21 protein-coding genes are annotated in these 20,918 nt (G+C 34.2%); 10 read left to right on the top strand and 11 right to left on the bottom strand.

All coding sequences use genetic code 11. From position 1 onward, the window contains the following. The first annotated feature begins 3 nt into the window (after positions 1–3). A complete protein-coding gene (locus GWR14_RS20310) occupies positions 4–507 on the top strand; it encodes a hypothetical protein (protein WP_163410975.1) in 504 nt (167 codons plus the stop codon). A 408-nt stretch (positions 508–915) separates the two neighbouring features. On the opposite strand, the gene GWR14_RS20305 is transcribed toward GWR14_RS20310, so the two are convergent. After that, positions 916–2,298, bottom strand: a complete 1,383-nt coding sequence (locus GWR14_RS20305) for an MFS transporter (protein ID WP_163410974.1) — start codon at positions 2,296–2,298, stop codon at positions 916–918. Positions 2,299–2,825: 527 nt separating this feature from the next. Then, positions 2,826–3,596, bottom strand: a complete 771-nt coding sequence (locus GWR14_RS20300; RefSeq protein WP_187356551.1) for a class I SAM-dependent methyltransferase — start codon at positions 3,594–3,596, stop codon at positions 2,826–2,828. A 122-nt stretch (positions 3,597–3,718) separates the two neighbouring features. On the opposite strand from GWR14_RS20300, the gene GWR14_RS20295 reads away from it, so the two are divergent. Together GWR14_RS20295 and GWR14_RS20290 are read left to right on the top strand one after the other, a co-directional pair. Beyond that, positions 3,719–4,306, top strand: a complete 588-nt coding sequence (locus GWR14_RS20295; protein WP_163410973.1) for a hypothetical protein — start codon at positions 3,719–3,721, stop codon at positions 4,304–4,306. Positions 4,307–4,327: 21 nt separating this feature from the next. Then, positions 4,328–4,837: a GNAT family N-acetyltransferase gene (locus tag GWR14_RS20290; protein ID WP_163410972.1), complete on the top strand. Its 510-nt coding sequence runs from the start codon at positions 4,328–4,330 to the stop codon at positions 4,835–4,837. Between the two features lie 176 nt (positions 4,838–5,013). On the opposite strand, the gene GWR14_RS20285 is transcribed toward GWR14_RS20290, so the two are convergent. The 4 genes from GWR14_RS20285 to GWR14_RS20270 all read right to left on the bottom strand — a co-directional run bounded on the left by GWR14_RS20285 (position 5,014) and on the right by GWR14_RS20270 (position 7,987). After that, complete coding sequence (locus tag GWR14_RS20285; protein WP_163410971.1) at positions 5,014–5,397, bottom strand: DUF3037 domain-containing protein; 384 nt, start codon at positions 5,395–5,397, stop codon at positions 5,014–5,016. Beyond that, entirely contained in the window at positions 5,387–6,169 is a 783-nt protein-coding gene (locus tag GWR14_RS20280) for a HipA family kinase (protein ID WP_163410970.1), read from the bottom strand. The genes GWR14_RS20285 and GWR14_RS20280 overlap by 11 nt, the downstream gene beginning before the upstream one ends. A 158-nt stretch (positions 6,170–6,327) precedes the next feature. Then, positions 6,328–7,374 (bottom strand): RluA family pseudouridine synthase, encoded by a 1,047-nt coding sequence (locus tag GWR14_RS20275; RefSeq protein WP_163410969.1) that lies wholly within the window; start codon positions 7,372–7,374, stop codon positions 6,328–6,330. Then, the gene (locus tag GWR14_RS20270) at positions 7,364–7,987 is read right to left on the bottom strand and encodes a PASTA domain-containing protein (protein WP_163410968.1); all 624 of its coding nucleotides are present in this window, start codon (positions 7,985–7,987) and stop codon (positions 7,364–7,366) included. The genes GWR14_RS20275 and GWR14_RS20270 overlap by 11 nt, the downstream gene beginning before the upstream one ends. A 371-nt stretch (positions 7,988–8,358) precedes the next feature. Here GWR14_RS20270 and GWR14_RS20265 point away from each other — a divergent pair, with 371 nt between their 5' ends. The 5 genes from GWR14_RS20265 (at position 8,359) to GWR14_RS20245 (ending at position 12,205) form a co-directional block, all read left to right on the top strand. Continuing rightward, positions 8,359–9,330, top strand: coding sequence for a D-alanine--D-alanine ligase (locus tag GWR14_RS20265; RefSeq protein WP_163410967.1), 972 nt, complete (start codon positions 8,359–8,361; stop codon positions 9,328–9,330). A 130-nt stretch (positions 9,331–9,460) separates the two neighbouring features. Beyond that, positions 9,461–10,087, top strand: coding sequence for a zinc ribbon domain-containing protein (locus GWR14_RS20260; RefSeq protein WP_163410966.1), 627 nt, complete (start codon positions 9,461–9,463; stop codon positions 10,085–10,087). 51 nt (positions 10,088–10,138) lie between these two features. Further along, positions 10,139–10,831: a DUF421 domain-containing protein gene (locus GWR14_RS20255; RefSeq protein WP_163410965.1), complete on the top strand. Its 693-nt coding sequence runs from the start codon at positions 10,139–10,141 to the stop codon at positions 10,829–10,831. Between the two features lie 99 nt (positions 10,832–10,930). Continuing rightward, entirely contained in the window at positions 10,931–11,389 is a 459-nt protein-coding gene (coaD, locus tag GWR14_RS20250; protein ID WP_163410964.1) for a pantetheine-phosphate adenylyltransferase, read from the top strand. Positions 11,390–11,626: 237 nt separating this feature from the next. Continuing rightward, a complete protein-coding gene (locus tag GWR14_RS20245; RefSeq protein ID WP_163410963.1) occupies positions 11,627–12,205 on the top strand; it encodes a PhnA domain-containing protein in 579 nt (192 codons plus the stop codon). A 68-nt stretch (positions 12,206–12,273) separates the two neighbouring features. Here GWR14_RS20245 and GWR14_RS20240 read toward each other — a convergent pair whose 3' ends face one another. Then, on the bottom strand, positions 12,274–12,828 hold the full coding sequence (locus GWR14_RS20240; RefSeq protein ID WP_163410962.1) for a fasciclin domain-containing protein: 555 nt from the start codon (positions 12,826–12,828) through the stop codon (positions 12,274–12,276). 213 nt (positions 12,829–13,041) lie between these two features. Between GWR14_RS20240 and GWR14_RS20235 the strand changes: the two genes are divergently transcribed. Continuing rightward, a complete protein-coding gene (locus GWR14_RS20235) occupies positions 13,042–13,566 on the top strand; it encodes an ExbD/TolR family protein (protein WP_163410961.1) in 525 nt (174 codons plus the stop codon). Between the two features lie 12 nt (positions 13,567–13,578). Continuing rightward, a complete protein-coding gene (locus GWR14_RS20230) occupies positions 13,579–14,100 on the top strand; it encodes an ExbD/TolR family protein (protein ID WP_163410960.1) in 522 nt (173 codons plus the stop codon). Between the two features lie 69 nt (positions 14,101–14,169). On the opposite strand, the gene GWR14_RS20225 is transcribed toward GWR14_RS20230, so the two are convergent. The 4 genes from GWR14_RS20225 to GWR14_RS20210 all read right to left on the bottom strand — a co-directional run bounded on the left by GWR14_RS20225 (position 14,170) and on the right by GWR14_RS20210 (position 20,748). Then, complete coding sequence (locus tag GWR14_RS20225) at positions 14,170–16,287, bottom strand: DUF7619 domain-containing protein (protein ID WP_163410959.1); 2,118 nt, start codon at positions 16,285–16,287, stop codon at positions 14,170–14,172. Positions 16,288–16,417: 130 nt separating this feature from the next. Then, positions 16,418–18,193 carry a 30S ribosomal protein S1 gene (gene rpsA, locus GWR14_RS20220; protein WP_163410958.1) on the bottom strand — a complete coding sequence of 592 codons (1,776 nt, stop codon included), beginning with the start codon at positions 18,191–18,193 and terminating at the stop codon, positions 16,418–16,420. Positions 18,194–18,603: 410 nt separating this feature from the next. Then, entirely contained in the window at positions 18,604–19,131 is a 528-nt protein-coding gene (locus GWR14_RS20215; RefSeq protein WP_163410957.1) for an MFS transporter, read from the bottom strand. A gap of 123 nt (positions 19,132–19,254) precedes the next feature. Further along, the gene (locus GWR14_RS20210) at positions 19,255–20,748 is read right to left on the bottom strand and encodes an aminotransferase class V-fold PLP-dependent enzyme (RefSeq protein ID WP_163410956.1); all 1,494 of its coding nucleotides are present in this window, start codon (positions 20,746–20,748) and stop codon (positions 19,255–19,257) included. Positions 20,749–20,918: the final 170 nt, after the last annotated feature.

The following is a 20,918-nucleotide window of genomic DNA, read 5'->3' as shown; positions in this document are numbered from 1 at the left end:
CAAATGGCAATCTGGCAATATCTTCTAATTGTAGTTCCCGGAAATTCTATTGATAGCAACTATCAATGTATTTTTAAAAACAACAAAACTAAATATTTACCTAAAACAAAAACATTATGGAAAGACTTTAGTAGTGATATCTTTTCTATTGTTTCTGAAATGAATCAAATTATACCAAAAGCTGATTGGGGTAATGAAACTTTTATCTGTTGGAAAGGCAAAGAAGATGAAGAAGACAATGATGCCAGCATTTCATTAAATAAAAATCAAACTAAAATCAAAGAATTTCACTTCCGAATTGACTTAAGAAAAGCCTCCAATATTGCAGATGTTCTTCAATCCATTTTAGCGATTTGCACAAAACATAAACTTGTATTAATTAACTTAAAAGGGGATATTTTTAAGCCAGAACTAAAAGATATAATGCAAGGTATACAAACATCGAATGCCATGAGTTTTATTTCTGATCCTATAAAATTCTTTGAAGATTTAAGTAATAAAAAATAAATCACGAGTTAGATTAAGACTTCATTGCAACGTTCACGAACGTGACGCTCTCACCAGCGCTAACAACTACAATTGGCAAAAAAATTATGAAAAACTAAATTTCTCGTCTAGCCCCGATTGCAGTGAAAATCCTTGTTTGCCGGGGTTCGGCAAACAAGATTACTTCGTCAGTTCGCTATCGCTCGTGTGCAATGGAAAGCGGGACTGAATTTCATATGAAAATGAATTTTCTGCTCCTAAAAATTAACCCGATAGAGGGGATTTACTTCTTCAGTTCGCTATCGCCCAGGTGCAATCCGTGTGACAAAGACAAGCAATCTAATCAATTTTAGCAAAAAAGAAAGGCTGTCCTAATCTGGACAACCTTTCTTTTTAAACAAAAACATTTACTATTTCTATTTTTTAGATTTAAGATTTTACTGTTTGATACGCTAAATTTACAGCTGCAGGCAATTTCTCTTCTTCTTTATCTTTAACTAAAAGTTTTATAGCCAAAACTACAAATCCTGTTACCAGAATAATGATTCCCAATACATAAAAAGCACTTGTGTAATCAATTAAATCCTTGGTTTGTGATACTCCGCTTTCGTCAATCACATCTTTAGTAAATTTAACAGCTTTAGCTTTGAACAGGAAAGCAATCAACATCGCCCCTATATTTCCGCCTGCTCCTACAATTCCGGCAACACTACCTACCGCTTTTGGATTTACGAAGGGTACAAGACTATAAGTTGCTCCATTTGCCATTTTTAAACTCATTCCAAACAAGAACATTAAAAATATAGCAACCCCTAATTGATTTGTCAGACCAAAGAAAATAACACCAACACCTTCTACAAGAAGCAGTAATGCAAGCAATAAATTTTTCCCTGAAAAACCATATCTCTTACCTACTTTGTCGGCAACGATTCCGCCTAATGGTCTTGCAAAAAGATTTATTAATCCAAAAATACCTGCGCAGATTCCTGCCGTTTTCAAACTGGCACCAAAAGTATCTGTAAAATAAATCGGGGCAAAATTATCAATCGTGATCTCAACTCCAAAACAAGCTGCATAAGCAATGGTCAAAACCCAGGTACGGTAGTCTTTTACAGCCAGCATAAAGGTATTTTCTTTATTGGTTGTTTCTATTCCGAGTTCTTTATAATTACCATTTGGCAAATCTTTGGTAAATCTGAAATATAAAAAAGCAAAAACCAATAATAGTACTCCGGGAACAATCATGGCATATCTCCAGCTGTCTTCCTTAGTACACACTCCTAATCCCACGAATCCTGCTGCAATAAGAGGCATGGTAATATTAGCCAAACCGGCACCCGCATTACCGAATCCTCCTGCTGTAGCATTGGCAGTTCCTTTAATGGACGGCGCAAACATTACTGAAGTATGAAACTGTGTGATCACAAAAGAAGCACCAATAACTCCGATAGCCAATCTAAAAAACAGGAAACTTTCATACGATTGTGAAATACCAATCAATAATACCGGTACGGAGCAAATCAGTAATAACCAGGTATAAATTATTCTTGGCCCAAATTTATCGACTAATCGGCCTATTAATAATCTGGCGATAATGGTTGCCGATACCGATGCAATCTGAATGTTACCTAATTGGTCTTTTGTCAGGTGCAATTGCTCTTTGGCGATAGGCATAAGCGATGCCATACCAAACCATGCAAAAAAGCAAAAGAAAAATGTTAACCATGTAATGTGGAAGGTACGCATCTGAACTCCTTTGCCACTAAAAATGTTTAAACTTGAAAGCGGTTGATTTGTTGAAATTGAACTCATATCAAAAAAAATTAATCGTTAAGTACTTTTTATTTTCTAAGTATCAAACTTACGTCTAAGTATTTTACTTATTTACACAGCAAAATTATAAGCTTAACTTGGAATAAAAACTGCGTTTTGGCAGTTTTTCAAAAAAAAATAAGTATTTATACTTAAGTATTTAATTCTATTTTAAACAACTCACCACATAAGTTCATGATCAGGAAGAAATTAAATTGAAATCCACCCAGCATAGGCGTCACACCCAGATGCACAAAAACTGAATTGAATTCGGCAGATTTTACGTGTAATTTGTTATTTCGGGGTATACTTTTTATTATTAAAAAAGCAATATAAGATGACTTTCAAGAAGCCTTAGCCGATAGGGGTATTATAAGACCTGCACTCACCATTGCCATTACGACAAAGGAGAACACGAGCTAAGTCAATTGGAGAAAACAATCTCCGTTAGAAAGTTAACAAAGATTGAGGATTTTGATGGCGAAAATGTTTGCGGAGGGCTTATTCTTTGGTCGTAATTGTAAATTTTATTTCCTCGTCCCCAACAAATACAAAATCTTAGTAGGTCCTGATTTCACCCTTCCAACTTCCCAATTAAAATTTTCTTTGTTATCTAACTTAGAAACCAATACACTCATTTCTTCAACAGAATAAGTCCTTAAAGAAGAAACAACGCCGTCCCAGAGAATCAAAATAGGCACAATCGGAATCAGATACGTAAAAATGATTCTGCCGATGTGAAATGGCTTTATAAACGGTGCTGTCACTAAGACAGTAAAAGGAGAAAAAATCATAGCCATAATACTCTGGAAACTCCTTTCCTGCCCTTCAAAAATCGCAATCGAGCTGTTTGTATCAATCGCATTTTGCAGAATCTGCTGTGCATCTTTGGGTTTAAAATGATGGAATGATAAAAATTGCGTTCGAAGTCCTTTTAGGTTTTCGGGAACATTTCTGGCATCGACTGACGCTTTTACAAAATCAAAATTGTCGGCTTGTTTTTGCGTATGTTCGAAAGCAGGAATATTTGGGAAATAATCGGTGAGCAGAATTTTTAAATCGGGATTGTGTTGTCGCAATTCGGTGTTGAGCCAGATAAGTCCGCCGCCACCGCCCGAAGCAAGATCAATAATCTGGTTGGTCTGGCTTTCTTTTAATCCTTTTTCGATTATCGGAACTATGCCTTTGTACATCGCAGTTTTATTAGAAAGAAACTGTAGAAAGTCGGTCATGTAATTTCTAATAAATTCCGGAAGCCATTGCTGATCTTCAAATTCGAATAAATGCATTCTGCTCATACTTTATTGATATTGTGTTTTATGCAAATTTGAAGAATTTTTCAGATATTTCCGTACAAATCGGAATAAGAAATGAACACTTTTTTTGTAGTTTCGTTTTTCATTCAACAAAAAATAAAACTATGATCAAAATATGCGCTTTATTATCGTTACTTCTTTTAGCATCTTGTCAGGAAAATAAAACTGTTAACAGAAATAATGAAGAACCAAAAGCATTACAGGAAAAAAGTATTGATTTTGGAAGATTTAGATCTCACAATGATTTAGTAAATGATTTGTATACAGAGCTGATGAATAAATCTCCAAAATTAAAAGCTTTAGAAAGTGAATTAAATGAGTTTAATCCTCAAGATACTTTAAATAGCTATTATAGCTATGATCAGAAATCAAATGATTACTACCTTTCTGCAAGAAATCAGGCAGATTTGATTACTGATAGTATAATGAAGCATAAGATTCTAAATCTGATTAAAAAAAGTGAAGAAAAATATGTTTCTGAAAAAACTGATTTGAAAGCCTTAATAAAAACAATTAACCAAAAACGAAACAGTATACACGATTATCATAATACACTGAAAATCGTATTAACCCTTCCCCTTATTGAAAAATATCAAAAAGAACATTTGCCTAAAAATGATCCTTTTGTAAAAATGATTGAAAAAGAAAATGAATTAATTCAAAAGGTAAAGCAGAATACTCCAAAATATTAATTTGGATTAAAGTTACAACACATGATTACAAAAGCAACTTTAGAAGATATTCCCACATTAGTAACCCTGATCAACTCAGCATACAGAGGCGAAACCTCCAAAAAAGGCTGGACAACCGAAGCCCATTTACTCGAAGGAAAAAGAACCGACGAACCCGAAATGACCGAAATCTTTCTAGATCCAAAAAACACGATTCTGAAATTTACTGAAAACGACAAAATCATCGGTTCGGTTTTATTGGTCGAAAAAGGTCATCAATTGTATTTAGGAATGCTGACGGTTTCGCCTGAACTTCAAAACAGCGGCATCGGGAAAAAGCTTTTGGCTGAAGCCGAAAATCAGGCGAAAGCTTTGGGATTGTATAGTATAATCATGACGGTCATTTCAGTTCGTGAAGAGCTTATTGCGTGGTACAAACGTCATGGATATGTGGATACTGGTGAACGTGAGGCTTTTCCTGAGAGTGACATTCATGTTACGGTTTCTGAAGAGCCTTTGGAATTTATTTATTTGGAGAAAAAACTGATTTAGGCTTATTTCACAGAGATTCGCAGAGGTTTACGCTAAGACTCACAAAGATGTTATAATCTCGCAAAGACACAGAGTCGCAAAGTTTTTTTCTTATATTTCTTTGTGCCTTCGCGTCTTTGCGAGATTCATTAAAACAAAACTTAAATTATCTTATATAACTTATATGGTAAAAAAAATTACAAGACAAGTTCCTCAAACAACCTCTGAATCGTTTTCTCCAAATCCATACACAACCCCGGATGCGGTCTAGACGTTTGAATTGCAGAACTTCTAATAGCCGTTAACCATCTAAAACGCTCCGGAATCTCAAACTCAGCAATCGGACCGCCGTCTTTGGCTCCGTTGGCGATTTTTACCAGCGAGGTTAAATTACATTCTAACTGTTCGATGTCGAAATCTGTAGAAAGTGCTTGAATTTTTTCTTTATTTAAGTGAAAAAGAACCTTTATAAACCTGGCTTTTTTGCAAAACAAAATGATTCCGATATTCAGGAATTCTTCGCGTTCTACCCTTGGCACAACCCGAATTACAGCGTACTCATATAAGTGACTATCTTGCATTTTGAGCCTGATTTACAAATATTTCTGAATTATCTAATCTTGTCTTTAAAAACTGTAAGTACACATTTCGCAAGCCCTCCGGTGTTTCATCTGTATCTTCCCATTCAAGCCAGTCCAGCGGAATTGCATTGACAATTTCTTCTAAAATTTCGGGTGTCAAAATCGCTTTAAATTCGGCGTCAACTTCCTTTAAAAGTGAGGCCTGAGGCAATAAAACGTGATCTTTTATCAATGCAAACGGACTTTTGGCATGCTGCTCCCAGTTGTTCCAGGAATGATGAAAGTACAGACATGCTCCGTGATCGATCAGCCACAATTCTTTATGCCAGATCAGCATATTGGTATTTTTAAAAGTTCGGTCGACATTGGTAATATAGGCATCCAGCCAGACAATCTGAGACGCCAATTTGGCATCGACAGTCGTAACTGCGGGATCAAACGTAATCGCACCCGACAGAAAATGAAGCGCCAGATTTAATCCCTGACTTCCCTGCAGCAAATCCTGAATCTCTTCATCGGCTTCAGTGCGCCCAAAAGCTTCATCGAGATTGGCAAAAACCAATTCCGGCAACTGTAATTTTAAGGCTTTCGCAACTTGTCCGCCTATCAATTCGGCAATCAGGGCTTTTACGCCATGACCGGCACCTTTGAATTTGAGTACATATTTAAAATCGTCATCGGCCTCAGCCAAAGCAGGCAAAGAACCTCCCTCACGCAAAGGCGTGATGTAACGCGTAACATTTACCGTTCTAAGATCGAAATTGTTTTTCATAATTATTTTCTGAAATACAAACTTAGTAATTTAGAATGTTAGATTTTTAGACTTCCTAGATTTAAGTGTCTTTCATAAAACAAAAAAGCTCCTTAAAAAATGGAGCTTTTTGTATTTTCAAAAAAATTATCTAATTGACAAATTATCTCATTATCAAATTATACCTCGTCATCCTCAACATTGTGCGATTTCACATAATTGCGCCATTTTTCAATACAATCCTGAAAATCCTGAGGCAATTCGGTGTCAAAACGCATCATTTCGCCTGTATTTGGGTGAACGAATCCAAGTGTTTTTGCATGCAGCGCCTGACGTGGCAGGGCTTTAAAACAATTTTCTATAAACTGCTTGTATTTTGTAAAAGTAGTTCCTTTCAGAATCAAATGACCTCCGTAACGTTCGTCATTAAACAACGGATGCCCGATATGTTTCATGTGTGCACGAATCTGGTGTGTCCTTCCTGTCTCCAGTTTACACGAAATCAAAGTTACGTAACCAAAACGCTCCAAAACTTTATAATGCGTGATTGCTGGCTTTCCAATTTCAGGATCAGCAAAAACCGCCATTTGCATACGGTCTTTCAAATGTCTGGCAAGATTACCTTCAATCGTACCGCTGTCTTCCTTAATATTTCCCCATACAAGGGCAACATATTCACGTTCTGTAGTTTTAGCCTCAAATTGTTTGGCTAAATGCGTCATTGCAGCTTCCGTTTTTGCTATAATCAAAAGTCCGGACGTATCCTTATCTATTCGGTGAACCAAACCTGGACGTTCACTGCTGTTCATTGGTAAATTTTCGAAATGAAATGCCAAAGCATTCACCAAAGTTCCGGTATAATTGCCGTGTCCCGGATGCACTACCAATCCGGGCGGTTTATTGATAAGCAGGAGCGCTTCATCTTCATAAACGATATCCAGCGGAATATCCTCCGGATCTACTCTATTCTCAAATGGAGGATGCGACAACATCACTGTTATCACATCAAAAGGTTTTACTTTGTAGTTTGACTTTACCGGAATATCATTTACAAAAATGTTTCCGTTAGTGGCCGCATTCTGAATTTTATTTCGTGTGGCATTCGGAATCAAATACATTAAATATTTGTCAATACGCAAAAACGCCTGACCTTTTGGGACTTCAAATCTGTAATGTTCGAATAATTCGTCTTCCAGATCTAAATTTTCTTCATTATTATTGTTCATCAGTTGGTGTTTCTTCAATTGGCGCAGCAGTACTGTCTACAGCCTCACTTTCATCTACATAACTCGCTTTTCCGTCGCCTAAAACCAAATCAATTTTAGATGCTTTTAATACACGGTCTCCTGCTTTCAGGTTTCTGCCTTTGTAGCGAAGTTCTAAAACCATATCTTTTCCAAGATTCGGAATATACGTAATAGTTCCTTCCTGAAGCCCTAAAGCTTTCAGAGTCGGAACCGCTTCACGATACGTTTTATCAATTAAATCAGGAATTCTAACAGACGAAAACCCGGATGCATTAATTTTAATATATATTTTTCTTCCTACTTTTACCATTGTTCCCGGCAGCGGATCCTGCTCTACCACACTAAATTTAGGATATTCACTTCTGTAATCAACACTATCCAAAAGCACATAATCCAGATCCAGATCGTCCAGCTTTTCTTCTACCTGTTCTTCTGTCAGTTTAGCTAAATTCGGAACCGCAATTTCATGTCCGTGATCCGTTGTAAACGTCAGCCAGTGCATAAACAAATAACCCAAAACCGCAATAATTGCAGCTGCACCCAATACTTGTAAAAAAAACACACGGCTCGTTAAATACTTACGTAAACTCATAAATTTATTTTTAGATGAACGCAAAGATAAAGCTATTTCGTTTCAAAAAAAATGATAATTTTGTTTTAAACAGTAAAGCGAATAATCGGGAGCTGTTTCCCGCTTTCGCCTATATCTTTTTACCCGCAAAAAAGCGGTCAAAAAGGATACCGGCTCTATCGGGGCTAGGGCATTAGGTTTTATAAGAACGTTTATTATTATTGTTCACAGTGTCAGACTGAGCGGAGTCGAAGTCTTAACAAAGTGATTCGGTAATAGGGACTTCGACTCCGCTCAGTCTGACAAAAAAGAAATTTTAAGACATGAAACAAAGGAAACCTGAAACCTGAAACAAATAAAATTAACAATTAAACACATAAACCAAAAAGTCAATGAAAAACATAGCCATTATCATGGGCGGATATTCAAGCGAATATAAAATCTCTCTAATCAGCGGAAACGTTGTAAAACAATACCTTGACAAAACAAAATACAACGGATTCCGAATTCATATTTTCAAAGAAAAATGGGTTTACGTTGACGAAAATGATGCTGAATTTCCGATTGACAGAAACGATTTCTCTGTAACCGTAAATGGTGAAAAAATCAAATTTGACTGTGTTTTCAATGCTATTCATGGTTCTCCGGGTGAGGACGGACTGATGCAGGCTTATTTCGAATTATTAGGAATCCCCCAAACTTCCTGCGATTATTATCAGGCAGCCGTAACCTTCAATAAACGTGATTTATTATCGGTTTTAAAACCATACGGAATCAAAACTGCAATTTCATACTACCTAAATAAAGGAGACGAAATCAATACAGCCGAAATCGTCAAAAAAGTAGGTTTGCCTTGTTTCGTAAAACCAAATAAAGCAGGTTCAAGTTTCGGAATCTCAAAAGTAAAATCCGAAGCCGAATTGCCAATTGCCATTGAAGTAGCGTACAAAGAAGACAACGAAATCATCATCGAAAGTTTCCTTGACGGAACCGAAGTTTCTGTTGGGGTTATCAATTATAAAGGCGAAATCATCGTTTTACCAATTACAGAAATTGTATCAGACAATGATTTCTTTGATTACGAAGCGAAATACGAAGGAAAATCACAGGAAATCACGCCTGCGAGAATTTCAGATGAACTTACACAAAAAATAGGCGAAACAGCTAAACGTGCTTACGAAGTATTAAAAATGAAAGGGTTCTCACGAAGCGAATTCATTATCGTAAACAACGAACCACACATGCTGGAAATGAATACCATTCCGGGATTAACAACCGAAAGTTTAATTCCACAGCAGGCCAAAGCAGCCGGAATAACTCTTGAAGATTTATTTACCAATGCAATTGAGCTGACTTTAAAATAGTCGCTAAGATACTGAGGTGCTAAGATTCTGAGATTTTAGCACCTTTTTTATTAAATTTATAAAACTTGTCTGACTGAGCGGAATCTAAGTTCTTTCAAGTCTAATCTTCATTTTCGCAAACTCAAACAATATGCTCTTTCTAGTTGGAACTCGTGATTCAAATATAAAAAACGGTGAAATTTCAAATGAAGAATGTCCGAAATGTAAAAAAGAAAACACACTGCATTTTAGCATTTACAGAAGATATACACATCTGACTATGATTCCTTTGTTTCCTGTGGGTAAACTTGTTTTTATTGAATGCAGCCATTGCAAAGAAAAATTTGATTACGAAGATTTATCAGAAAACATTCAATCAAAACTACGAACCGAAAAATTAGATAATTCAATTTGGATATTCACAGGTTCTTTTATTCTGGCATTATTCCTTATTTTTACAATTAAGAATTATTTTGAGAAAAAAGACGAAACAAGTATTCTGGTAAAAAATCCAAAAGAGGGTGATGTTTATAATTTAAAATTTTCAAATGGTTATTATTCGAATATGAAAATTGATAAAGTAACCAAAGACAGTATTTACACAACTCATAATGATTTTGATGCCTATATGCCTTATGAAATTGATGATTTAGATAAAGCAGAAAATTATTCTGATAAAAAAGTTAATTACTCCAAAAATGAACTATTAAAACTTTATCATGAAGATGGTATTCTAAAAATAGTCCGAAAAAAGTCTGATTTAAATTTCAGTAATTAATTTTGGAAAAAAGAAACTCAGAATCTCAGAACCTTAGCAACTCTCAAAAAAATGAAAGAAATATTTGAATGGAATAGGGTCTTATTTAACGAACTGCCGGGAGTTTTTCTTTTGGAGGTAATCTTTCGTTCAACCGTAATGTTCACGATTTTATTACTGACTTTAAAACTGGCGGGAAAAAGGGGCGTAAAACAATTATCAATTTTTGAAACCGTGATAATTATTGCACTGGGCTCTGCTGCAGGAGATCCAATGTTTTATGAAGATGTCGGGATTGTACCGGCGATAATCGTTTTTGCGGTTATTATGATTTTGTACCGGACTGTTACCTGGCTAACCGGAAAAAGCAAAAAGTTTGAAGAATTTATTGAAGGCAAAACCGAATGCCTTATTCAGGACGGAAAATTTTCTTTATCATCGTTTAAGAAAGAAACACTGGCGCAGGATGAATTTTTCTCAGAGCTGCGTGTAAAATCTATCGAGCATTTAGGCCAAATAAAACATGCTTTTATTGAACCGAGCGGCGAAGTAAGTGTTTTTTATTACCCGGACGAAAAAGTCGGATACGGATTGCCGATTCTGCCCGCTTTGTTTATTGAAAAAAGCAAAATTATTCCAACTGACGGAACCTATTCCTGCAGCTTCTGTGGACATACCGAAAAGCAAAAAGCAGGAACTGCAAAATGCAAGGTTTGTCAAAAAGACGAATGGGTAGCTTCAATAAATACAAAAAGGATAACGTAATCAAATTACAATTTCAAAAATCAATATCAATATCAAAATTCAATTTCAATAATTTTTTACAACTTTGCTTGCTGGAATTTGAATCTCAAAAATAAAAAAATGAAAAAAGCTATATTTCCGGGATCGTTTGACCCGATTACACTTGGTCATGAAGATATTATCAAAAGAGGAATCCCTTTGTTTGATGAAATTATAATAGCTATTGGTGTTAATGCCGAAAAAAAATACATGTTTTCACTTGAAGAAAGAAAACGCTTTATCGAAGAAACTTTCAAAGATGAACCAAAAGTTTCGGTGATCACTTACGAAGGTTTAACTATTGATCTGGCAAAAAAACTAAAAGCGAATTTTATTTTAAGAGGTTTGCGTAATCCCGCCGATTTCGAGTTCGAGAAAGCCATTGCGCACACAAACAGAAAACTTTCTAAAATTGAAACTGTATTTTTATTAACTGCTGCAGGTACTTCATTCATTAGTTCGAGTATTGTTCGTGATGTATTACGTCACGGAGGTGAATATGAGATGCTGGTTCCGGATGCGGTGAGGGTTAAAAAGTAATTTATAATACCTTTAATCAAAAATTTCTAATCTAGCCCCGATAGAAGCGGTATCCTTTTTCTGGCTGCTGCCAGAAAAAGATACAAGCGGATAGCGGGACAAATGGTCTTGAAAAAACAAAACTTGTGCTTCAAAAAATCACAATTACCTGCAATTTCAGTACTTTCAGACCTAAATATAAATTTGTAAGCGAATCAAATTAAAAGTAATTTCGCTCTCTCAAATAAAAATCAAACCATGAGCATCGAAAGAGAATTAAATAAACGCAGCGGATCTAAATGTGAACTTTGCGGCGCTGAAGAAAACCTAAAAGTATATACTGTTTTACCCACTCAAAAAGGCGGAATTGACGAAAGTATATTAGCTTGCAATACCTGCATTGACCAAATTGAAAATCCGGATAAAGTTGATTTAAATCACTGGAGATGCCTTAACGACAGTATGTGGAATGAGAACATTCCGGTTCAGGTTGTTGCCTGGAGAATGCTAAGCCGTATGCGTGCTGCAGGCTGGCCACAGGAATTACTGGATATGATGTATTTAGACGAAGATACACTTGCATGGGCACAGGCAACCGGAGAAGGTGAAGACGACGAAAACAAACTGGTTCATCGTGACAGCAACGGCGTAGTTTTACAACATGGAGACTCTGTCGTTTTAATTAAAGATTTGAAAGTAAAAGGCTCGAGCATGGTTGCAAAACAAGGAACTGCTGTTCGTAACATTCGTCTGGACCATGAAAATGCTGAATATATTGAAGGAAAAGTAGATGGTCAGCAAATTGTCATTATTACACAATACGTTAAGAAGATATAATTTAAAAAGTCACAGTTTTATTGCATTAACAAAACTGTGACTTAAAAATTAATTAATCTTATTTAATTTTACATTTTTGGCAACAATACGGTGTCAACTACATGAATAACACCATTTGACTGATTGACATCTGCAATAGTCACTTTAGATTTGTTTCCGCTTTCGTCAGAAATGTATAAATCCTTACCTTTCATCCAGGCAGTTAAAGTTCCACCGCTAACCGTTTTAAGAGTTGCTTTTCCCTTACCCGCTTTTATTGCTTTTGCAATATCAGAAGCGTTCATTTTTCCGGCAACCACATGATAGGTCAGAATGGTTTGAAGTTTCTTTTTATTCTCAGGTTTCAATAAAGTTTCTACAGTTCCTTTTGGTAATTTATCAAAAGCAGCATTTGTTGGAGCAAAAACGGTAAATGGTCCTTTTCCTTGTAATGTTTCTACCAATCCTGCAGCTTTTACAGCAGCTACCAAAGTAGTGTGATCTTTTGAATTTACCGCATTTTCAATAATATTTTTGTTCGGATACATTGCTGCTCCACCTACCATTACTGTTTTTTGAGCATTTGATGTAAATGCAAATCCTAAAGCTAAAACTGCTGCTGCTAAAAATTTTCTAGTTTTCATAATGAATGTTTTTAAGTTATAAGCTCATTTACGGGGATAAACCTGTTTTGGTTTTCAAAAGAAAAATACCTGATAACAAAAAATATAAAATAATAGCAGTAACACCTGCAAAATAAGGCATTAGCAAATTATTTTATTTTTTATTAAATTTCTAAAGATGTATCATTTTTGTATTTATTTTATTATTAACTTTAAAATCAAAACCTATCATTTATGGAAAATCTGTCTAAAAAAGTCCGAAGTAAAAAGTTAAACACAAGAGTTGATTTAACTGCCATGGTTAGTATTTCTTTTCTGCTAATCATTTTTTTTATGGTTGCCGCTGAGTTGAGAAAGCCTAAAATAATGAACTTAGGTTTACCTGAAAGATATTGTGGTGACGATGGAGTAATTCATTGTGGTGTTGGCATTAACAATAGAGTTATGACTCTTTTACTTGGTGACAATGATAAAATCATAACCTATTCAGGGTTATTAGAATTACCTGATGAATCACCTAAAAAATTAAAATATGGTCAGGAAGGAATCCGAAAAGAATTATTAAATAAAATTCGACAAGTTCAGGAATATACCGGAGACCATGAAAGAGGTGTAATTGTAATCATAAAACCAAGTAAAAAGTCTAATTTCGGAAACTTAGTGGACATTTTAGATGAAATGGCTATTGCAAATATTGGTACCTATGCAATCGTGAATGATTTCACGCCTGAAGAATCTAAACTATTAGCTGCTAATTAATAAATTCATCTTATGAGGAACCTTCCTAAAAAAGTTCGAGGCAGAAAATTAAACTCAAGAGTTGATTTAACTGCAATGGTTAGCGTTTCTTTTTTGCTGATTATATTTTTTATGGTGTCAGCGGAATTAAGGAAACCTAAAATGATGGATTTAAATTCTAGTGACAATGGGTGCTGTGACTGTCCATATCGGCATCCTGGAGAAAATAGATCCGTTACCATTTTGTTAGGCGAAAATAATAAACTAGTTTACTTTATAGGACTTGTTGCTAATCCAATAAAAGAACCTCAAATAATTACTTATGGCAAAGATGGCATTCGCAAAGAATTACTTGAGAGACAAAAATCCAGCTTGGACTATTCCAAAAAATCAGGGCATTCAGAAGGAATATCTGTTATCATTAAACCAAGCAAAAAATCAAACTACGGAAATCTGGTCGATATTATAGATGAGATGAACATTACAGGAATTAATTCCTATGAAATTGTAAATGATTTCACTCCGGAAGAAACAAAATTACTTGCTTCAAATTAATTTCATTTTTAAAACGATTAAAAAAAAGTCCCACATCAATGCGGGACTTCTTGGTTTTAAAAATAGAGTTTACTTTTTAATAAACTTCATACTGGAGCTTCCTTTGTCTGATTTCACTTTTATAAAGTAAGTACCAACTCTAAGCTTAGAAACATCAATATTAGAAACTGATTTTGCATTTGGAACCGCAATAACCAATTGCCCTAAAATATCATAAATGGCTAATGATTGTATTTCTATAACCTGTGTAGCATTAATATTTAAAACATCATTCACAGGATTTGGATACAAGGTAAAGTAATTCGAAAATTCAAAATCAGGATTACTTAAAGTCGTTTGGAATTTTGATGTCGCTTTATTAGTAAGTATCGGAAAATTATAATCAAAGTAAATATTAGCCTCATTCGTAAAGGAATCCCCCACTTTTAATGTTGGAAGTGTTTTAATTTTAAAAGCAACATAACCATCATTATGTGCATCATCAAAAGGAAGATTGATATTTTCGAATATAAATTCTACTTTGTTTCCCTCTGATATTTTAGTCGCAAATGAATGACTTGAACTAGTTGGAATCAATGTTGAAATATCAAATTTTGACAAATCAATCATGTCTTTTACAACTATGTTTTGTGCGGCATAAGTTCCTGTATTTTCAAAACGAATCATGTAGTGTACGTACTCACCTATTAGGCTTGGTGTGATAATAGAACCTTCTAAGCAGGTTTTATCATTTGGATCGTATGAACCTACAACAGTTTGATTTAAAGTGAATGTATTATCAATTGGAGTTTCGTCTGTATCTTGCGATGCTATTGTTGCTGCAAACTTTAATATATCTCCGTTATTTACTGCAGGAGTTTCCATTGGTGAATTTACATTTAGTGTAAAAGTAATTTCACGAGTTTCAAACGGCTGTAAATTAGAAAAAATCCAGGATAAGTTACCTTCAGTTTGAGTAGAAACTACAGGACTAGCATCAACCAAATCCAAAACTGCTTCGTTAAATTCTAAATTAATTGTCCCGTTTTCTATTCTATTTCCTTTGTTTTTATAAATGATTTTATAATTAGAGTCAAAGCCTGGTCTGGCAGAATTAATAGGAACAACTATTACTTCAACATCATGTTTGTCAAAATTAGAAACACAAAAATTTTGAATAAACGGACTAGTTTGTGTTGAAAAATTAACTGTAATATTTTGAGGAGTTATAGAAAAATAGCTTGGATTTTCTAGTAGTGGCGTCAGTGTATATTCTCCAGCTTGCACAGGAATATAATAGGATCCAAAATTATTTGCAAATAGTATTTGAGTAGAAGTACCATCATTTAATAAGTATTTGGAATATGGAATTAAATTATCATCACTATCACAACCGTCATTTAAAAAATCTAATTTTTGGTTACCTTCAATAGTATAAAACGTACCTCCAGGTGTAAAATTACAATAAGTATTTACATGACAATTTGGTAAATTTGAAGTCTTCTTTTGAACCAACGATACATCTTCTTCATCTGAACATACATATTTTAAATATCGTTCACCATTATGAATATCTAATTTTACCCAATTATTGGTGTTCCCATTTTTAATATTTAAAAATTGTAATTGATTATAAAAAGATACTAACCATTTTAAATTTGGGCAATTTGATACATCTAATGAAGTAAGTTTATTATCTTGGCAAGAAATACTTTCTAAGCTTACATTATTAGAAACATTTAGCAGGGTTAACTTATCAGATATACATGTAAGTGTTTTTAAATTAATTAGATTAGATAAATCAATTTGACTTAAACCAGTATTGTAATTCATTTGAAATTGCACTAAACCCGGAATTGCGTTAACTTCAGATAAATTTGATATTTTATTATTATGGCAAAAAAGTGTATGCAAATTACTAAAATACGACAAACCTGTTAAATCAGTAATATTTGCATTAGAGATATCCAGTGATTTAATTAATAATGCTTCACTAATTTGAATTTCACCATCATTATTTGTATCAATCCCATTGTAATAACTTGGATATCCGGGATTAAAATATTGCACAGATGCAACCGGTACAGTATTTCCGTTAACTGCACTTAAAAGTTTTGCTTTTAACTTCGCATCAGGAAAATTAATAACCTGCGCACTCAAACTATTAAAAAAACACAAAGCCAGAACCAAAAAGTAAATTTTCTTCATATAAATAAATTTTCAGACAAAAGTAACTTTTCAAAACTATAACACAACTTTATTTGTTAAAAAAGAAAATATAAAAACAAAAAAAAATCCCACATCACTGTGGGACTTTCTATTTATAAAAACGTAAGAATTATTTTTTCTCAGTTTTTTCCATTTTAGCTTTAAGAGCAGCTAATACATCATTGTTGTCACCTAAAGTCGCAGCTGGTGCGTTAGTAGATGCAGCAGCAGTGTTTTCAGCAGCAGCTTTTACATTTTTCTCTTCTTCTTCACGGAAGATAGCAGTGTGAGAAGCAACAACTCTTTTGAATTCTTTGTTGAATTCAATTACTTTGAAATCAGCAGTATCACCTTTTTTCAATTTCTTTCCGTCTTCTTTTTCAAGGTGACGAGTAGGAATGAAAGCAACGATATCATCTCCGAATTCTACAGTAGCTCCTTTGTCAACGATTTCAGAAATCTCACCGTTGTGAATAGTTCCTACAGCGAAAGAATCTTCGTATTGATCCCAAGGATTAGCAGTAGTTTGTTTGTGACCTAAAGATAATTTACGTCCTTCAACATCTAATTCTAATACTACAACATCAAGTTTTTCACCAACGTTTACAAACTCAGATGGGTGTTTGATTTTCTTAGTCCAAGATAAGTCAGAGATGTAGATTAATCCATCAATTCCTTCTTCTAATTCTACGAAAATACCAAAGTTTGTAAAGTTTCTAACGATACCTGTATGTTTAGAACCTACTGGGTATTTAGAAGTAATGTCAGTCCATGGATCCTGAGTTAATTGTTTGATACCTAATGACATCTTACGATCATCTCTGTCAAGAGTTAAGATAACTGCTTCAACAACATCTCCAACTTTCACGAAGTCCTGAGCAGAACGTAAGTGAGTTGACCATGACATTTCAGAAACGTGGATTAAACCTTCAACACCTTCAGCAACTTCGATAAATGCACCGTAATCAGCGATTACAACTACTTTACCTTTTACTTTATCTCCAACAGTTAAGTTAGCATCTAAAGCATCCCATGGGTGAGCGTTTAATTGTTTCAATCCTAATTGAATTCTTGTTTTCTCATCATCGAAATCAAGGATTACAACGTTTAATTTTTGGTCTAATTCAAGAACTTCACTTGGGTGGTTGATTCTGCTCCAAGAAAGGTCAGTAATGTGAATTAATCCGTCAACACCACCTAAGTCAATGAACACACCATAAGAAGTAATGTTTTTAACAACACCTTCTAATACTTGTCCTTTTTGTAATTGACCGATGATTTCTTTTTTCTGTACCTCAATATCAGCTTCGATAAGCGCTTTATGAGATACAACAACGTTTTTGAATTCGTGGTTGATTTTTACCACTTTGAATTCCATCATTTTGTTTACATATACATCGTAGTCTCTAATTGGCTTAACGTCAATTTGAGATCCTGGTAAGAACGCCTCGATACCGAATACGTCAACGATCATACCTCCTTTAGTTCTGCATTTAACAAAACCGTTAACGATTTCTCCAGTTTCATTAGCTGCAATAACTCTATCCCAAGATTTGATAGTACGTGCTTTTCTGTGAGATAATACTAATTGACCTGTTTTATCCTCACGGATGTCGATTAATACTTCTACTTTGTCACCTACTTTTAAATTTGGGTTGTAACGAAATTCGTTTAAAGAAATAACACCTTCAGATTTAGCATTGATATCAACGATAACGTCTCTATCTGTAATTCTAACAACAACACCTTCAACTACTTCTTCCTGATCTGTAGCGATGAAAGTTTTTGATACTAGTTCTTCAAACTCTTGTAAGTTTTTCTCATCTACTGCGTCGATTCCTTCTTGGAAGTTATGCCAGTTAAAATTTGCTAAAAACTCTTCTTGTGATTTTAATTGTTCAGACATGCTGATAAAAAAATTTGTATTCTGTTTTCCTTGAGTTTCATAAAGCAGTAAAAAAACAGAAGTTGTTTTACATAAATAGTTGATTCCTAATGGAAACTCTTCTCTGCCAAAAGGATTGCAAAATTAATACATTTATTTGTAACAGCCAACTAAAACAGAGACGATTATCAGTTAATTGCTCAGAAGCAGGTATTTTTGGCATTTTCAGAACCAAAATCCCGCTATCCGTTACAATCTTTTGTGCCGAACCCCGGCACAAAAGGATTTTCACTCCTATCGGGGCTAGGTTAGAAGTTTTGAAGTTTTTAAGAATTCTTCCCCCCTCTAAAAACAAACCGCCAGGCTTTAAAACTAATGAGGCTAACTTTGTAAAAATGCTAGTAAAAATTTTATTCGAATCATTAATAAAATCATTCCATGCTGATTTTATTCTGTACAAATGAAATTATCATTTTAAAATTTTCCTTACCAACTTCAATTTCACCTAATATATAGGGTTGATAATCTTTCGTTATCAATATTATGTTATCGTCTTTTATTAAATAAATTGTAAATTCTTCCCATGGCAAAGCTTTGAATTGATTTCCAACATTTATTACAAAGGCTTCTTCCGTAAATTCCCAACTAAAATCTTTTACTTCTTTATTTATTTCAATTTCTGATTTTTTTGCAGCATTAAACTTTCTATATGTTGATTTTATTTTGAAATAATGATAAACAAAAGGAATTAGATTCGTTAAACCAAAAAAGATAAAAACATAACCTATTCCAAATATATTTGGTCGATTATAAATTAAAGCAGCGCCAAGAATAATGAGTAAAAAACCTAAATATTGTGAATTTTTATAATATTTAATTTTTCTTTTCCATGCCAAATCAAATAGCAAATCCATCTGTTGGTTGTAAATATCTTTATCAAAATTTAGTTCGAATTTCATTGAAATTTTATGTTTTTTAATCAATCACCTGTGACATCAAATATAAACGAATATCGTTAAAAACAACAAATCCGACAGATTTATAAAAACCTGTCGGATTTAATACTTTATAAACAAGTTGATTTATGAAGCAAACCACCTCGCCACTAATTCATCTTCAAAAGAAGTAGCATTTTTATGTACAAACTCATTCGTTTGCTTATCATACGAATAATCCAGTTTCCAAGTTTCATGGTTTTCTGCCAATTCTTTTATGCTTTGACACACATAAGCAATTTCTTCACTCGTAGTCGTTGGATGAATCGACATTCTGATCCAGCCCGGCTTTTTAATCAAATCGCCAATCGTAATTTCATTAACCAGTTTGCTTGAAGTTTCCTGATCAACATGCAGTAAAAAGTGTCCGTAAGTTCCGGCACAGCTGCACCCTCCTCTGGTCTGAATACCAAATCTGTCATTTAGCAACTTTACTCCTAAATTAAAATGCAGATCATCTATAAAAAACGAAACAACTCCTAACCTCTCCTGATGATGTCCTGCCAGAATGTTAATATTCGATACTGGATTCAGTTCTTCAAAAACATAATCTACTATTTCATGCTCGCGTTTCAGAATGTTTTCAATTCCCATTTCTTCTTTCAGTTCAATTGCCAGAGCAGTTTTAATTACCTGCAAAAAGCCAGGGGTTCCGCCATCTTCACGGTCTTCGATATTATCAACATATTTATGCTCCCCCCAAGGATTCGTCCAGCTAACCGTTCCTCCGCCTGGACAATCCGGAATCATATTGTTGTATAACTTTTTATTAAAAATCAAAACACCTGAAGTTCCTGGACCTCCCAAAAATTTATGTGGCGAAAAGAAAACAGCATCCAGATAGGCTTCCGGATCTTCGGGATGCATATTGATTTCGACATAAGGTCCTGAGCAGGCAAAATCTACAAAACAGACACCATTGTACTGATGCATTAATTTTGCTACATCGTGAAAAGGCGTTTTCAAACCGGTTACATTTGAACAAGCCGTGATTGAAGCAATTTTTATCGTTCTGTCTTTATATTTTTCTAATAATTCTTTTAAGTTATCCAGACTAAAAAGTCCTTTTTCAGTTTCTGAACACGGAATAATTTCAACATCAGCAATCGTTTCCAGCCACGAAGTCTGATTCGAATGATGCTCCATATGCGAAATAAAAACAATTGGTTTTTTCTCCGCCGGAATATTAGTAAAAGCTTTTAGGTTTTCTGGTACTTTCAAACCCAAAATTCGCTGAAATTTATTGATAACTCCTGTCATTCCGGTTCCGTCTGTAATCAAAACATCATCAGAACTCGCATTTGTATGACGTTTAATGATGTGGCGCGCATGGTGATATGCTTTCGTCATCGCAGTACCTGAAACGGTTGTTTCAGTATGAGTATTGGCTACAAAAGGCCCAAATTCGTTTAAAAGCTTCTCTTCAATCGGGCGATATAGTCTTCCGCTGGCTGTCCAGTCGGTATAAATAATTTGTTTTTTTCCGTAAGGCGAATCAAATTCCTGATCTATCCCTACTATATTCTCTCGAAAACGTTCAAAATATAACTCTAATGAAGTGCTTTTAGTTTTAGTATCCATTTGTGCTTTTTTATTTGCACACAAATATATTCCTTTTTTACAAAATTGTTAATTTATCAATAATAAAGTTTAAATTTTAACTTATGCAGTATTATAATTACAAAAACAGTTATTTTTTAATCAATTTAATAATATTACCTATATAACAAGTAGACTAAATAGAAAATAAA

It is taken from the genome of Flavobacterium ajazii, from assembly GCF_010614725.1.
Lineage (GTDB): Bacteria > Bacteroidota > Bacteroidia > Flavobacteriales > Flavobacteriaceae > Flavobacterium > Flavobacterium ajazii.
The sequence above is the reverse complement of the archived record's forward strand: the minus strand, read 5'-3'. Positions and strand labels throughout refer to the sequence as shown.

Bases quoted from the DNA above. Each gene is read 5' to 3' on its own strand.
- GWR14_RS20310 (WP_163410975.1), top strand. From the start codon at position 4: ATGGCAATCTGGCAATATCTTCTAATTGTAGTTCCCGGAAATTCTATT.
- GWR14_RS20305 (WP_163410974.1), bottom strand. From the start codon at position 2,298: ATGAGTTCAATTTCAACAAATCAACCGCTTTCAAGTTTAAACATTTTT.
- GWR14_RS20300 (WP_187356551.1), bottom strand. From the start codon at position 3,596: ATGAGCAGAATGCATTTATTCGAATTTGAAGATCAGCAATGGCTTCCG.
- GWR14_RS20295 (WP_163410973.1), top strand. From the start codon at position 3,719: ATGATCAAAATATGCGCTTTATTATCGTTACTTCTTTTAGCATCTTGT.
- GWR14_RS20290 (WP_163410972.1), top strand. From the start codon at position 4,328: ATGATTACAAAAGCAACTTTAGAAGATATTCCCACATTAGTAACCCTG.
- GWR14_RS20285 (WP_163410971.1), bottom strand. From the start codon at position 5,397: ATGCAAGATAGTCACTTATATGAGTACGCTGTAATTCGGGTTGTGCCA.
- GWR14_RS20280 (WP_163410970.1), bottom strand. From the start codon at position 6,169: ATGAAAAACAATTTCGATCTTAGAACGGTAAATGTTACGCGTTACATC.
- GWR14_RS20275 (WP_163410969.1), bottom strand. From the start codon at position 7,374: ATGAACAATAATAATGAAGAAAATTTAGATCTGGAAGACGAATTATTC.
- GWR14_RS20270 (WP_163410968.1), bottom strand. From the start codon at position 7,987: ATGAGTTTACGTAAGTATTTAACGAGCCGTGTGTTTTTTTTACAAGTA.
- GWR14_RS20265 (WP_163410967.1), top strand. From the start codon at position 8,359: ATGAAAAACATAGCCATTATCATGGGCGGATATTCAAGCGAATATAAA.
- GWR14_RS20260 (WP_163410966.1), top strand. From the start codon at position 9,461: ATGCTCTTTCTAGTTGGAACTCGTGATTCAAATATAAAAAACGGTGAA.
- GWR14_RS20255 (WP_163410965.1), top strand. From the start codon at position 10,139: ATGAAAGAAATATTTGAATGGAATAGGGTCTTATTTAACGAACTGCCG.
- coaD (WP_163410964.1), top strand. From the start codon at position 10,931: ATGAAAAAAGCTATATTTCCGGGATCGTTTGACCCGATTACACTTGGT.
- GWR14_RS20245 (WP_163410963.1), top strand. From the start codon at position 11,627: ATGAGCATCGAAAGAGAATTAAATAAACGCAGCGGATCTAAATGTGAA.
- GWR14_RS20240 (WP_163410962.1), bottom strand. From the start codon at position 12,828: ATGAAAACTAGAAAATTTTTAGCAGCAGCAGTTTTAGCTTTAGGATTT.
- GWR14_RS20235 (WP_163410961.1), top strand. From the start codon at position 13,042: ATGGAAAATCTGTCTAAAAAAGTCCGAAGTAAAAAGTTAAACACAAGA.
- GWR14_RS20230 (WP_163410960.1), top strand. From the start codon at position 13,579: ATGAGGAACCTTCCTAAAAAAGTTCGAGGCAGAAAATTAAACTCAAGA.
- GWR14_RS20225 (WP_163410959.1), bottom strand. From the start codon at position 16,287: ATGAAGAAAATTTACTTTTTGGTTCTGGCTTTGTGTTTTTTTAATAGT.
- rpsA (WP_163410958.1), bottom strand. From the start codon at position 18,193: ATGTCTGAACAATTAAAATCACAAGAAGAGTTTTTAGCAAATTTTAAC.
- GWR14_RS20215 (WP_163410957.1), bottom strand. From the start codon at position 19,131: ATGAAATTCGAACTAAATTTTGATAAAGATATTTACAACCAACAGATG.
- GWR14_RS20210 (WP_163410956.1), bottom strand. From the start codon at position 20,748: ATGGATACTAAAACTAAAAGCACTTCATTAGAGTTATATTTTGAACGT.